Annotated in this window: 10 protein-coding genes and 1 pseudogene; 2 read left to right on the top strand and 9 right to left on the bottom strand. The window is 59.9% G+C overall.

The features are described from left to right. Both GZH79_RS18535 and GZH79_RS18530 read right to left on the bottom strand, forming a co-directional pair. Positions 1-226 (bottom strand): annotated as a pseudogene (locus GZH79_RS18535) (IS21 family transposase); the annotation flags it as partial. Between the two features lie 95 nt (positions 227-321). Then, on the bottom strand, positions 322-657 hold the full coding sequence (locus tag GZH79_RS18530; protein WP_211645253.1) for a hypothetical protein: 336 nt from the start codon (positions 655-657) through the stop codon (positions 322-324). 184 nt (positions 658-841) lie between these two features. On the opposite strand from GZH79_RS18530, the gene GZH79_RS18525 reads away from it, so the two are divergent. Beyond that, positions 842-1,465, top strand: coding sequence for a cyclic nucleotide-binding domain-containing protein (locus GZH79_RS18525; protein WP_211645252.1), 624 nt, complete (start codon positions 842-844; stop codon positions 1,463-1,465). A gap of 23 nt (positions 1,466-1,488) precedes the next feature. Here GZH79_RS18525 and GZH79_RS18520 read toward each other — a convergent pair whose 3' ends face one another. From GZH79_RS18520 to GZH79_RS19370, 4 genes are all read right to left on the bottom strand, one after another. After that, entirely contained in the window at positions 1,489-2,307 is an 819-nt protein-coding gene (locus GZH79_RS18520; RefSeq protein WP_211645251.1) for an adenylate/guanylate cyclase domain-containing protein, read from the bottom strand. After that, positions 2,300-3,202 carry a hypothetical protein gene (locus GZH79_RS18515; protein WP_211645250.1) on the bottom strand — a complete coding sequence of 301 codons (903 nt, stop codon included), beginning with the start codon at positions 3,200-3,202 and terminating at the stop codon, positions 2,300-2,302. Before GZH79_RS18515 ends, GZH79_RS18520 begins: the two co-directional genes overlap by 8 nt. A gap of 24 nt (positions 3,203-3,226) precedes the next feature. Next, a complete protein-coding gene (locus GZH79_RS18510) occupies positions 3,227-5,566 on the bottom strand; it encodes a pyridoxal-dependent decarboxylase (protein WP_211645249.1) in 2,340 nt (779 codons plus the stop codon). Between the two features lie 67 nt (positions 5,567-5,633). Further along, complete coding sequence (locus tag GZH79_RS19370; protein ID WP_211645248.1) at positions 5,634-7,706, bottom strand: prolyl oligopeptidase family serine peptidase; 2,073 nt, start codon at positions 7,704-7,706, stop codon at positions 5,634-5,636. A 201-nt stretch (positions 7,707-7,907) separates the two neighbouring features. On the opposite strand from GZH79_RS19370, the gene GZH79_RS18500 reads away from it, so the two are divergent. Further along, complete coding sequence (locus tag GZH79_RS18500) at positions 7,908-8,633, top strand: cyclic nucleotide-binding domain-containing protein (RefSeq protein WP_211645247.1); 726 nt, start codon at positions 7,908-7,910, stop codon at positions 8,631-8,633. A 32-nt stretch (positions 8,634-8,665) separates the two neighbouring features. Here GZH79_RS18500 and GZH79_RS18495 read toward each other — a convergent pair whose 3' ends face one another. The 3 genes from GZH79_RS18495 to GZH79_RS18485 all read right to left on the bottom strand — a co-directional run bounded on the left by GZH79_RS18495 (position 8,666) and on the right by GZH79_RS18485 (position 13,471). Continuing rightward, positions 8,666-9,904 (bottom strand): multidrug effflux MFS transporter, encoded by a 1,239-nt coding sequence (locus GZH79_RS18495; RefSeq protein WP_211645246.1) that lies wholly within the window; start codon positions 9,902-9,904, stop codon positions 8,666-8,668. A 101-nt stretch (positions 9,905-10,005) separates the two neighbouring features. Then, positions 10,006-13,311, bottom strand: coding sequence for an error-prone DNA polymerase (locus GZH79_RS18490; RefSeq protein ID WP_211645245.1), 3,306 nt, complete (start codon positions 13,309-13,311; stop codon positions 10,006-10,008). Next, complete coding sequence (locus GZH79_RS18485; RefSeq protein WP_211645244.1) at positions 13,304-13,471, bottom strand: hypothetical protein; 168 nt, start codon at positions 13,469-13,471, stop codon at positions 13,304-13,306. Before GZH79_RS18485 ends, GZH79_RS18490 begins: the two co-directional genes overlap by 8 nt. Positions 13,472-13,574 lie beyond the last annotated feature (103 nt).

Below are 13,574 nucleotides of genomic sequence, written 5' to 3'. Positions count from 1 at the left end.
GCTCGTCGCACAGCCGTTCAAAAATGCGCTTGGCGGTGTGGCGCTGTTTACGGGGACGGTTCAGATCGTCTTGCATCCATTGGTCGATAAAGCCGGTGAAACCATCCAGCTTGGGCCGCTTGATCTGCGCCGTTCGCTGATAACCGGGCGGGACCGAAAACATCATCATCTTCTTCACGCTCGCACGCGAGATCCCGAAATGGCTGGCGGCCTCCCGTTCGCTCATACCGCCCCGACGCGCGAGGCGGACCTTCAAATATAAATCCACGACTAAAATCTCCCGCCCTCCCTGCAAACAGAAAGAGCCAAAGTGGCAACATTTTACGCTGCCCGCAGCGAGATTATCACGCCACTTCCGTGGCCAACTTTTGCACTGCCGTTCTCAAAATGTCGGTAAATATCGCGAAATTCCTTTGGAATGGCCCATGCTGATCGTCGGTAAATCAAATTCAACATGCCGATCAGGTTGGCCGATCCTGTCGCAGCACTGGCCCAGATTGCGGGCCACAGGGGTGCGTCATCGAACACAGCATAGTACCAGATATAAAGCGCTGTTCCGATCAAAAGCATGGTGCGCAGGATGATCTGATTGATGATCAGATACCCCAGAATAAACATACCAGCCGCAGCAAGTACCAGAAAATCAGAAAATAGCATGTCTTCCATGAATCGATTGCAGCCCTGAATTCGCATAGTTCACGGTGATAGAAGCAGCCAACACCAGAACAGGGCAGCAGGCAAGAACAGCCCATCGAACTGGACGACGCGCACGGGATCAACCATAGTTCACAGGATGCGCAAAACGTTCATTCATGCGCAAAATATGGAACGGAACTTTGGTATGTCTTTCGAGGTCGTTGATTTAATCGGCTTTGCGGCATCGGCGCTGGTGTTCCTGACGTTTTGTATGCAAACCCTTTTGCCGCTGCGGATAATCGCGATCGCCTCAAACATCCTGTTTATTGCCTATGGTATTTCTGCGGGGCTTGTTCCGATCCTGATCCTGCACGCGGTATTGTTGCCTGTGAACATCTGGCGCACCGTGCAGCAGATCCAGATGCGCCACCGGGTGCGCGGGATGTTCAACAAAGCGCCTGACACCGACATGCTTTTGCCCTTTATGACCGCGACCCGTTTTGCTGCAGGGGCGGTGGTCTTTCGTCGCTGCGATCAGGCCGATCGTTTGTTTGTCGTGCTGGAAGGTGAAGTCCGTGTCGAAGAATTTGAGTGCACGATCAACAAGGGTGAAATTTTTGGCGAAATTGGCCTGTTTTCTGCAGAAGGGCGACGCAACGCAACGGTGCGCGCCGTAGGGCCGGTGTCAGTTGCATGGATTGACCGGGCAAACGTCATAAAGCTGTTTCAGGATCAGCCTGATTTTGCCATTGCACTGACCCGGCTGATGACGTCGCGACTTTCCGAAAACCAGCACAGCTTAAGCGCGCGGCTTGCGTCGACGGTGTGAACGCCATCGTCACTGCGCATCGTTCAGGGGCGCAGCAGGTGCCCGGCCTGAATCGGCGTTTCGACCCCTTTCAGCGCGAACGGGTGCAGATCGACGGCATGGTTCTGCTTGCCTGCGGCGTTGATGGCGGCTTCGCTGATCAGCACCTCGCCTGCCTCTGCCGCATCTGAAAGCCGTGCTGCGATGTTGACGTCATAACCAAAGGCGCTGACTTCCTGCAGGTCATTCCCGACAGAGGCGACGGTGCCCAGATAGGCGCGCCCTGCATGCAACGAAATTCCGACCGGTACCGTTTGTCCATTAAACGTCGCGGTTTCCAGTGCTTTGCTCATCTTGAAGGCACCATCGACGGCCTTTTGTGCATAATCCTTGCCGCTGAAGCCCGGAGGCCAGACGCCAATAATCGAGTCGCCCTGAAATTGAAGGACAAACCCTTCGGATCGCCATAGCACCGGAATGATTGTTTCGCGCATAAAGACGATCAATTCCTTGAACTGCTTTGGCGTCATTGATTCCGAAAGAGCGACCGATCCGCGCAAATCACAGAACATGATGGCCAGATCAACCTCTGCACCGCCGGGAAACGCATTCAGAAAACCGTCGCATGCATTGCAGAAAAACGGGTTGCGCGACGATGCCTGCAATCCCATCCGCTTTGTGATCCAGCCCCCGATACCGGTGAACGGAGCATAGCACATTTTGCACCGGGTGCGTCCGGGCAGCATTGAAAACCGCTTTTGTTTTCCTGCAAGAACAGGATGGCCCAATTGGAACACCTGATACCAAAGTTCTTCGTTTCCGTCTTCTTTGGTGAATTCACCCATCTGTGGAATCTTAGTCATGTTCTGGTTTCTCCGGTGTTGCGCTTATAATCAACGACACGCCGTCAAGTACGCCGGGGCTGTTGCACACGGCCGTTGCCGCCAAAAACGTTTGGCCAGCCCAAACCGTACGGACAGGGCCCATCCCACGATACAGAACATCGATCTTCTGGCCCGGCGCGATCGGAACATCCGTGGGGATCGTCGGGGCGCCGGTCTTGGCATCATTCAAACGCAGGCCCGGGACGGACACGACAACACCCGCCTCTAGCAGTGGCTTGTCCAGCCAGGCCGGTGCCTCTTTCAAGCTCATGACATGGTCGTAATCGGGGCCGAACGCCGGCACCTCGAATTTGCCAGAGGCCAACGCTGCCGTCTGCAGGTTGGTCATGTGTGCTTCTTCTCCGTCACCCCACAGAAGATAGGTTGCAAAATCAGGTTGTTTGAGGTGGTGAGCGAAAGGACGGTAGGTCACGATACGTTCGACCGTCACGTCAAAATCGGCGATGAACGGCGTCGTTCTGACTTTATCCCACGGAAAGAAATGCGGCTCTTCGGCCTCTTCATTCGTGAACGCGGGCAGTCCCTGAAAGATATTCGCTTTGAATGTCGGGCGGCGTCCGGCGGGCAGGTCGGGCACCATGAACAATTGCGATTCCGCATCGTCGTTGCACAACACAAATGTATCCGTGGGATACATGTCGCGCGCGTGATCAAGCGCTGATTTCACGTCCGGCGGCAGGGTCATCTTCATGACCAGCTGATATTTGTGTTCCTCGTGGTGATATTGGGTCATGTGCACGGCAAACACCGTTTCATGCCCGACCAACACGAAAGCATGCTGGTGGGGATGGTTTGTCACAAAATCTGGCGGTGTCTTGTCGCCGGTGTGGGCTTTGGTGTGTTTGTGCGACATCGGAGCGTCCTTTAAGTGAGAGCGTCAGGTCGGTGCGGACAAGCCGTGTTGGCGGCGTAGTTCAGCCGCCAGGTCTTGGGCCGTTCGCTTGAGGATATCAGCAAGTTTCGGGGTCAGGTCGCCGTCAGCGGTCGAGGTCATAAAAGGGTTCTGCTGCGTCGACGTCAGAAATTTAACTGCATGACCGGCCACCGGGTCAGCGCCACACCGGGTCACGTAGTGATCGACAAATTCCTGCCCGTAGGTATCCGCAGAAAACTCTGACGCCGTCACGAACATTGGTGCCGTCGGGACCCTGTCGCCGCCAAATTCCTGAACCGACAGCGTTTTGAAAATGGCGGCGTTCAGATCGTTCATAAGGTCAAGGTCGCGATTGATCCCGTCGGCAGTGCGAAAATTGATCGTATAGGCACAGATCGTCTGATCCGATCCAAGCCGCTGGAATAACGTCATCAGTTCAGGATCGTGGATAAGCTTTTCCACCAATGCATCATCGGCCACGGGCACGATTTGCCGGGCGATATAGGCGCGCTGTGCCGCGACCTCATACGGGGTTGCGCCATCGCGTTCGGCTGGCAGCCTTTGGAACGGGGTCAGGGTGACATCATCCTGCGGTCCGAATGCTGCCAACAGCGCGCAATAGAACCGTTTTGAATTGAACATGCATTTGGCCAGCAACCGACCATAGCCGGTCTTATCTGCCGGGATGACCGCATGCGACAGGTAAACGGCAGCGGCCACAGCCCCCGGTTTGGACCCTTCGATGCCATACACGCCAACGCTTGCCACAGCACCACCATGGAACACCACCGGCGCGGTAAAGGCGACGACATCCCGCATTGCCCCGTTGCGATAGACCAACGAACCGGCCGCATAGGGCACAAAACCCGCCTTGTGCGGATCGACGGTGATTGTGTCGCAGCAATCAAAAGCATTGTATTGCCGCGTGACATACTCGCTCATCATGATCCCCGGTCCCATGCCACGGTCATGCGCAAAGTAAAGATCATCCAGATCGGGCCTGTCCCGCGCGCCGCTGTGGGATTCCTGCACGCCAAAGTGTCGCGACAACAAGCGGGCTTCTTCGTCGGTGCCTTCCAGTCCGCGTTCTGCGATGTCGCGTTCCAGTTTCGAAGGCCGCAGCATCGACGCAAAATAGCCGCCCCACGCCGCATCCCCGTGCAGGGTAAATTCCAGCCCCATCTGGCGGTATTCATCGCGGATATCGGCAATATCAGCGAGCGGGTCCACAGCGCTTTCTTCGGTTGTGCCCATGACGGCGACAACCTCCAGCACGGGGCGTTTTTCGGCAAGACAGCGGTCCAGATGGCGGCGCAGATCGACGGTGTCCATGCGCCCATCAAAATCGACGCGAACCAGCAAAACACTGGTCCGGCCCAACCCCACAAGCGATGCGCCCTTTGGCCACGAATAATGGGCCGTGGCTGGTGCAAGTATGACCGGCGCGGGCACGTCGGGCAGAAAACGGCGTGCAAAATCGATCATGCCCAGATCGGCAACCGTCCGCCCCGCAAGGCTGGATTTCAGCGTGTCGGGGTCGATCCCCGCAGCGGTCGTAACCCGCAGCGAAAGGCCAATCGCTTCATCCACGGGCAGGTTCAGCAACTCCCACGTGTCCAGATCTAGCAGGGTGCTGCGTTTGCCGTCGAGCGTCAGAACCGTGATCTGCCGCGCGTCAGCAAGCGCGGGAATGTGCCGGATCGCATCTGCCATGGCCAGTGGCAGGTATTTCAGGTTGCGCGCCGCCCAGATCGATTCCGCGTTGGCGACGGACCCGTCGCAGGTGATGTGCCCCCAAGGGCGCGGCAGGTCGGTTTCGGTTTCGGGATCGCGATATCCCAGCATCCGGCAGATATCATCGCATACTGCCATTTCCAGCAGCGTGGTCACGGGGGACGCCTCTGTCGCGACGTTGTTCTGATTATAAAGAAGCCCTGCAAAATACCCTGCGACCGCTGGCAGCGTCGTGTCCCAATACATGTGGGACTGGTTGCGATAGCTTGACAGTGGGATCGAGGACCGCAGATGCGCCAAAACCTCTGCAAGGCGCTCCTCCATCAAGGCGGTCGCTTTGGCATAGGCGGGGTTTTCGTCGCAGATTATCCCGTCAGGTGCCATCTGCGGGTCTTTGGGGCGATAATCCTGACGGGCCTGAATGTTGGCTGTGATCGCCATATCAACAAGGTCACGAAGAACCTTTTCGTTCTCGCCCTTCGGGCCCAGAAACCATGCAGCAGGCGTGCTGACCGGCACGCCTTTGTTCAAGCTCAGTTTGTCAGGGTGCCGCCGCCGAAAGGCGTTGATGGATTGAAGCAAATCGTCGCTGCGATGTCGGTCGGTCAAAATTACCTCCCCAGAGGGTATCTGTCATTTCGGCTGTGATTCACCGCGTGAAATTAAATATGTGGCGTCAGTGACTTGTGGCGTCCTCGTGATGAAAAATCTGCGGTGGCTTCAATGGCCCGTCAGGCGTGAAACCAAGGAATGTGCCGTAGAATGAAAGCTCTTTTTCCACGGAATCGATTATGGAGGATGCCTGCCGGAAACCGTGGCTTTCGCCGTCATAGAACACGAAAGCATGCGGCAGTTTGCGGGCATTCATTTCGTCGATCAGAACATGGGCCTGTGCGGGCGGCACCACGGGATCTTCGGTGCCTTGGAACAGGATGATCGGACAGTCGATCTGGCTTGCGTGAAACAGCGGCGACCGCGCGCGAAACAGTTTTGACGCCGACGGATAAGGCCCGACAAGCAATTCCGCGTAATGCGCTTCTAGCTTGTCGGTAAACTTTGCGATCATTTCAAGGTTGGATATGCCATATCGACTGGCTGCGGCACTCAGCAGGTCGGTAAACGTGGCCAGCGCCAGCGTGGTATAGCCGCCCGACGATGCCCCGCGTGACACGACACGGTAGGGGTCGACATGGCCATCGGTGACAAGCGCGTTGACGGCGGCTGTGCAATCTTCGACATCCACCTTGCCCCAGCCACCGTAAATGGCCCTGCGAAAATTGCGGCCAAAACCGGTGCTGCCCCTGTAATTCACGTCAACCACCGCAAACCCGCGAGAGGTGAAGAAAGGGATCGTCAGGTCGAGCCCTGCAGTCGCGGCAGCAGTCGGGCCGCCGTGGATCAGAATGATCAGCGGTGGTTTTTCACCTGTCGGCGCGGCGAAATGCGGGTTTTGCGGCGCATAGTGAAAGGCATGCGCCTGTGCGGTGCCGTCAGGGCCGCTGGCAAAGGTGATCGGGGTCGGCGCGGCGATACAGGCCTGCACCGCGTCTGTCAGCGGCGGCGCGGTATCGCGGATGATTTGCACATCGCGCGTGTCCGGCATCATCCGGCAGATTGCCTCTGGCGCTGTGAAGGTCCCGCCCAGAAATACGACGTCGCCGCCGCAAACATGCAGGTGCGCGATTGAACTGAACCCCGTTTCAATCTGCGTGACCTGTCCAGAAGTGGTGTCCACACGCGCAAGCGACCATACGCCGTCACGCGTAACGCAGGCGATGATGTCATCCTCGGACACAAATCCGAATGACGCGCCCCCCAGCCGCCAGGGTGGTGCGGCGAATTCTGCCGCTTCTTGCGTGACGGCGACAAGGGTGTCGCCTTTGACGCGGCAGATATTGGCCCAGCGGTCGCCGTCGATGTCAACGCGGTCCGACACGACATATAGCCGCCCGTCCGGCGACCAGACCGGGTTCATGATCGCTTCGTCCGAATAGCGCATCAGGTCTTGCAGGACGGGGTTCAGCGTCGGGTCGATATGTGCTGCGGGTGATCCTGCAATCCTGCGCGGGTCGCGCAACGCGCCCGACGGGTCAATATCCGCCAGCCAAAGCTGCGTGCCTTCCCACGGCATCGACGGGTAATTCCACGTGATCCAGCAAAGCCGCATTCCGTCGGGCGACAACCGGGGCGTCGCATAGAAATCACCCCCCTGTGCAAGGATGCGCGGCGGACGTTCCCCCGCAAGATCCAGCGCAACAAGGCTTTGCGTCGGCTGGCCATTGGTCTTGACCGTCGTTTCTTCCATCACGGCGTAAATCACGCCATGCGCAGGATCAATTTCCAGATCGGCATAGGTCGCGGCGACTGGTGGCGTGATCGGTTTTGGCAGTTTGCCGGGTGCGGCCAGATGCACACGTTGGTCCCGTGTCTTGGGAAAGGCTTCGGCGGAATATTGGACAAACGCAAGCACGCCGTCCCGCACTGCCATGGCCCCGCCACCATAGGAATTTACCGTGGTGCGGGCGCTGAACCAGCGCGGTGTGGCATCTTCGAAGCCCTGCGCTGGGGTCCAGCGCATGATCGCACTGCGTCCGCCTTCCTCTGGTCGGCTTTCGATCCAGACCACCGCATCCCCATCACGACAGATCTGTTCGATCTTGCGCGTGCCCTTGGCCAGATCAGCAGGGGCAATAGGCGACGCCCATTCCCCGTATCCGCGGATTTGCGATTCTACAGCAAAGTCAGTCACTTCGCCCTCCTACCCACTTGAAGCTAGGGCGGAAGTTGACCTTACGGCAACCATTTTCGGACTGATATCGGAAAAAATTGGCCGATCTTGCGTAATTGCCTGATTCATACGCTTTGGTTGTGTTCGCTGCGCCGCCGCGACGAATGCTTGCAAACGGGTCGGTGTGCCAACATAGTTTACCCCAGAAGGTACGGTAATGTTATGGCGCAGGTTCCGAACGACGTCCTTGATTGGCTTGGCTACCTTGGCGTGGCCTTTTACCTGTTGTCATACGGCCTGTTGCAGGCGGGTATCCTGCGGGGGTCGGGATATCTTTACACCATTTTCAATCTTGTCGCGGCGACGCTGGTGTTATTGAGCCTGTCGGTTGCGTTCAACATGTCGTCGGCCCTGATCCAGATATCATGGATCGTGATCAGTCTGGTCGGGCTGACACGCATGTTTGTCGGCAACTACCGTGTGCGCTTTTCCGCAGAAGAAGAAAGACTGGCCAATGCCGTTTTTCCCGGCGCCCCCCCGGCCATGCTGCGCCGGTTTTTCAATGCGGGCAATATTTTTACCGCGCCTGTCGGCTATGTGCTGACGGTCGAAGGTGAACCGGTCCGGCAGCTTGGCTATATCATTGACGGTCGTGCAGCGGTGACATGCGCGGATCGGGTTATCGGGACGCTGCGCGACGCCTTTGTCGGCGAAATGAACGTGCGATGCGAGGGGCTCGCCAGCGCAACTGTCGTGATTGACGAACAGGCGACCGTGTTTTCCATCTCGTCCAAGACACTGAATAACCTTTGCAAAAAAGACCACGACTTTGCGATGTTGGTCAATCAGGCCCTGAGCGAAGACACTGGCCGCAAGCTGGTTGCGTCAAACTTGCGTCTGTTACGTGATGATCCGAAACAGGGCCCCATGCCAGAGGGAACAGGCTAGTCCGATGAGCGTTCAGTCCGGCGTTCGCAGTCTCAGGTGCTGCGGCCGAACAGTTTGCCGTTCTCGGCCCATGCAGCAGCCGCCAGAGAGATCACAGCCAGCACCAGACCGCCGCCCAGCAGCGGGATCAGCGTGCCGTTGTAAAGATATCCGACGATGGCACCCAGAACCCCGCCCAGCACGGTCTGTGCCGCACCCAGTACGGCAGACCCGACGCCAGCGACATGGCCCAGCGGGTTCATGGCCAGCGCGTTGAAATTCGGCGGTACGATGCCCACGCAGCACATCATCACGGTGAACAGGGTGATGAACAACCAGAACGGCGTGCTGCCGCCATAGGCCAGTGCCAGAATCAGATGCAGCAGGGTTACGCCGATGTAGAAACACAGCGCGCCGTGCGACAGCCGCCGTGTGCCGAACCTGGCCACCAGACGGCTGTTCAGGAACGCGGCGCCGGACATAAAGATAGCGACGACGGAAAACCACAGCGTGAATTCCGCCCCCATGCCGTAGATCTGGGTATAGATCTGTTCTGCCTGCGCGATGAAAGCGAAGATGAAGGCAAAGAATGTCCCCATCGCGATCAGGTAGCCGACTGAAATACGGTTGCTCAGCACGATGCGAAACGCTTCTGCCACGGGGCGCAGACGCAGGGGGCGACGATCTGCGGGATGCAGCGTTTCGCGCAGGCGGAACCACGTCCAGACAAAGGCCGCGGCCCCCAACAGGAACATAAAGCCCGAGACTTCTCTCCAGTTGCCAAACAGCAGGATCAGGCTGCCAAGGTTTGGCGCCAGAACCGGCATGATCATGAAGATCATCATCACCAGCGACATGACGCTGGCCATCCGTTCGCCTGAAAATCGGTCGCGCACGGCGGCGGTTGCGATCACGCGGGTGGCGGCGGCACCGACCCCTTGGACAAAACGCATCGCCAGCAGCGCACCGAAGGTCGGCACAAAGACGGACGCAAGCGCGCCCACCAGATAAATGGTCAGCCCGGCAAACAGCACCGGACGCCGCCCGAACCTGTCCGACAGCGGGCCATAAATGATCTGCGCCCCGCCGAACCCCATTACATAGGCGCTTATCACGAACTGGCGGCTGTTTTCATCGGGCACATTCAGTGCTGCCCCGATATCCTGCAAGGCGGGGATATAGACGTCGATCGCGGCGGCGTTCAGCGCCATCAGCAGCGCCATCATGGCGACGAATTCGAAATAGGGAATTTCCGTGCCCGCGGCACGGGGCGTATCAGAACGGGCAGTCATCGGGTGCGGGCCTTTGTCGGGGTTGTCCTGTCAGTCTGCCTTTTTGGGCGCGGGTGCAACCTGCGCCGATGCAATGCCGCTATGTGCGTGGTTGCACGGCGTCAGTGAAAGTCGCGGCTTTTGGGGATGATCCGCACATTGCGCGGGTGCTGACGTCCGCCACCGGCGGGCAGTGGTTTGGTTACGTGATCGGCGCGGGATACCGCGACCGGCATGGCGTCCGGGGCCAGCCGCAGCAGCGCATCAGAGCGGTCGATCAGTTCTGTCGCGACGATATGGACGATGTCGGCATCGCGCTGGATATAACCTTTGACCGCCAGCAGCCGGGCCTGCATCACCGCCTTGCGATAGGTTTCCATGACCTTGGGCCAGACGACGATATTGGCGACGCCGTGTTCGTCTTCCAGCGTGATGAAACAGACGCCCTTGGCGCTGCCGGGGCGTTGGCGGATCAGCACGATACCCGCCAGCCGGATCGGTTTGCGGTTCGCGGCGCGGTCCAGATCGGCGGTGCTGGCATAGCCCTGCCGCGTCATGGACCGGCGCAGGAATGACACCGGATGCGCCTTCAGCGACAGCCGCAGCGTCTGGTAATCCGCAACCACCTGTTCGCAGACCGGCATCGCGGGCAGGGGCACCGGCACCTCTGACCCTTCGTCGCTGCCGTCCTGAAACAGCGGCAGGTCGGGGGCATCGCGCAGGCCCTTGGCGTCCCACAGCGCCTGCCGCCGGTCCACCCACAAAGAACGGACGGCGTCCGCCTCTGCCAGACGGCGCACGATGGGGGCGGTGATCCCCGCACGACTGTGCAGATCCGCAATGTCACGATAAGGCGTGTTGCGTGCGGCCATGATCCGGGCGGCGGCATCGGCGCGCAACCCGCCGATCTGGCGCATCCCCAGCCGGATCGCGAACCCCCGACCCTTGGGTTCCAGCGTATTGTCCCAGTCGGATGTGTTCACATCGACGGGCCGCACCTCGACCCCGTGATCGCGCGCACAGCGCACCAGTTGCGCGGGCGCATAGAACCCCATCGGCTGGGAATTCAGCAAGGCGGTGGTAAAGGCCGCCGGGTAATGATGTTTCAGCCAGCAGGAGACATAGACCAGCTGCGCGAAACTCGCCGCGTGGCTTTCGGGAAAGCCGTATTCCCCGAACCCCTTGATCTGGTCGAAACAGCGCTGCGCGAAATCCGCGTCATAGCCGCGCCTGACCATCCGGCCGACCATCTTGTCCTGCAACAGCGCGATGGTGCCGCGACTGCGGAATGTGGCCATGGCCTTGCGCAACTCGTTCGCCTCTGCCGGGCTGAATTCGGCGGCGTCGATGGCGATTTTCATCGCCTGTTCCTGAAAGATCGGCACCCCCAGCGTGCGGCCCAGAATGTTCTTCAGCTCTGCCGGGTCGTGCGGCGCCCCGGGCGAGGGGTAGCTGACCGGTTCCTGCCCCGACCGGCGGCGCAGATAGGGATGCACCATGTCGCCCTGAATGGGGCCGGGCCGGACGATCGCGACCTCGATCACCAGATCGTAAAAGGTGCGCGGTTGCAGGCGCGGCAGCATGTTCATCTGCGCACGGCTTTCGATCTGGAACACGCCCACCGTGTCGCCCCGGCAGATCATGTTGTAGACGCGTGGATCTTCCTGCGGGACGCTGGCCAGCGTCCAGTCCTGCCCATAATGCGCTGAAATCAGGTCGAAACACTTGCGGATGCAGGTCAGCATGCCCAGTGCCAGAATATCCACCTTGAGGATTCCCAGCGCGTCGATATCGTCCTTGTCCCATTCGATAAAGGTGCGGTCGGGCATCGCGCCGTTGCCGATGGGTACGGTTTCGGTCAGCTTGCGCTGCGTCAGGATGAACCCGCCGACGTGCTGGCCCAGATGACGCGGCATCCCGATCATCTGCCGCGCCACGATCATCGTGCGCCGGATCAGCGGATCGGTCAGATCGACGCCCGCCTCGTCGGCGTTCTTGTCCGCGATCTCGCGCCCGAAACTGCCCCAGACGGTTTTCGCCAGCGCGCCGGTCACGTCCTCTGACAGGCCCATGACCTTGCCCACTTCGCGGATCGCGGACCGGGGGCGATAATGGATCACGGTCGCGCACAGCCCGGCGCGGTCGCGCCCGTATTTGGCATAGATATGCTGGATCACTTCCTCGCGGCGTTCGTGTTCGAAATCCACGTCGATATCGGGCGGCTCGCGGCGTTCTTCACTGATGAAGCGTTCGAACAGCAGCGCGTGCTGCGTGGGGTCCACGGCGGTGATCCCCAGCACGTAACAGACGGCGGAATTGGCCGCCGATCCACGCCCCTGACACAGGATCGGCGGCTTTGCCTCTTCGCGGGCAAAGCGGATGATGTCGTGGATCGTCAGGAAATACTGGGCGATATCCAGTTTCCGGATCATCGCCAGTTCCTTGTGGATCACCGCACGCGTCGCGTCGGACACCCCATCGGGATAGCGCTGCGCCGCACCCTCCCATGTCAGCTGTTCCAGATAGGCCTGCGCCGTCATGTCTTGCGGGATCACTTCGGACGGATATTCATAGGCCAGTTCGGTCAGATCGAATTGGCAGGCGTCCGCCACCGCCCGCGTGGCGGCGATGGCATGCGGCCATTCCGCGAACAGGCGCTGCATTTCGCTGGGAGATTTCAGATGGCGCTCGGCGTTCGCTTCCAGCAGGTAACCTGCCTTGGCCAGTGTGGTCTTGTGACGGATACAGGTCATCACGTCCTGCAGGGGCCGGCGGTCGGGCGCATGATACAGCACGTCGTTGGTCGCCAGCAGCTTCAGCCCGGTCTGGCCCGCGATGCCATCCAGCCGGTTGATCCGCGCCCGGTCGCAGCCGCGATACAGGTAGCTTGCCGCAACATGGCGCAGCGTCGGCAGACGCCGGACCAGCGCGGGCAGGGTGCGCGCGAACCCGTCCAGATCGTCGGGCGGCACCACGATCAGCTGCACGCCGTCTGCATGAGCCGCCAGATCGTCCAGCGTCAGATCGCAAACCCCCTTGGCCTGCCAGCGCCCGTCCGCATCATGGCGCCGTCCCTTGGAAATCAGCGCGCTCAACCGGCCATAGGCGGCCCGGTCGCGCGGATAGGCCAGAAACACCTCGCCCGTCCGCAAGGCGATGCGCGCCCCGATCACCGGACGCATGCTGGCCTTTTTCGCCTCTGTATGGACGCGGACCACCCCGGCCAGTGAATTGAGGTCCGCACAACCCAGCGCATCGTAGCCCAGCGCCCAGGCCTCTGCGGCGAAATCCGCCGCGTCCGAGGCGCCGCGCAGGAACGAAAAGCAGGTGAACACCCCCAGTTCGACATAGGGCGACCGGCGGTTGGGTGTGTAAATCCCGTCCTCCGGCAGGGTGTGGCGGGGATGGATATTGTCGGTCTCAGGCACCGGGGGCATCCCCCGCATCGGGGTGGCATGGGGGCGCAGCCCCCGCCGCCTGCGGCGGCCCCCCCGGGATATTTGCGGCAAGAAGAAGCCCGCAAACCCCAAGGTCGGTCCAGCGGTCCGCCCCGTCAGGAAACGGACCGCCTTCTCCTTGCACGGTCATCAGCGTCCCCGCCTGTACCGTGGGGTCACAGTGACTCCGAAGTGTTAAAGAGTTGTTGCTTCTTTTTGCCAAAAATATCCCGGGGGGGCTGGCCCCCCGAACC

This window comes from Loktanella sp. SALINAS62 (assembly GCF_018263905.1).
In the GTDB taxonomy this organism is placed as follows: Bacteria; Pseudomonadota; Alphaproteobacteria; order Rhodobacterales; family Rhodobacteraceae; genus Loktanella.
This window is presented reverse-complemented; position numbering and strand designations above follow the sequence as displayed.

Coding starts and splice junctions, on each gene's coding strand:
- GZH79_RS18500 (WP_211645247.1), top strand. CDS start 7,908: ATGGCGCAGGTTCCGAACGACGTCCTTGATTGGCTTGGCTACCTTGGC.
- GZH79_RS18515 (WP_211645250.1), bottom strand. CDS start 3,202: ATGTCGCACAAACACACCAAAGCCCACACCGGCGACAAGACACCGCCA.
- GZH79_RS18530 (WP_211645253.1), bottom strand. CDS start 657: ATGCTATTTTCTGATTTTCTGGTACTTGCTGCGGCTGGTATGTTTATT.
- GZH79_RS18485 (WP_211645244.1), bottom strand. CDS start 13,471: ATGACCGTGCAAGGAGAAGGCGGTCCGTTTCCTGACGGGGCGGACCGC.
- GZH79_RS18525 (WP_211645252.1), top strand. CDS start 842: ATGTCTTTCGAGGTCGTTGATTTAATCGGCTTTGCGGCATCGGCGCTG.
- GZH79_RS18495 (WP_211645246.1), bottom strand. CDS start 9,904: ATGACTGCCCGTTCTGATACGCCCCGTGCCGCGGGCACGGAAATTCCC.
- GZH79_RS18520 (WP_211645251.1), bottom strand. CDS start 2,307: ATGACTAAGATTCCACAGATGGGTGAATTCACCAAAGAAGACGGAAAC.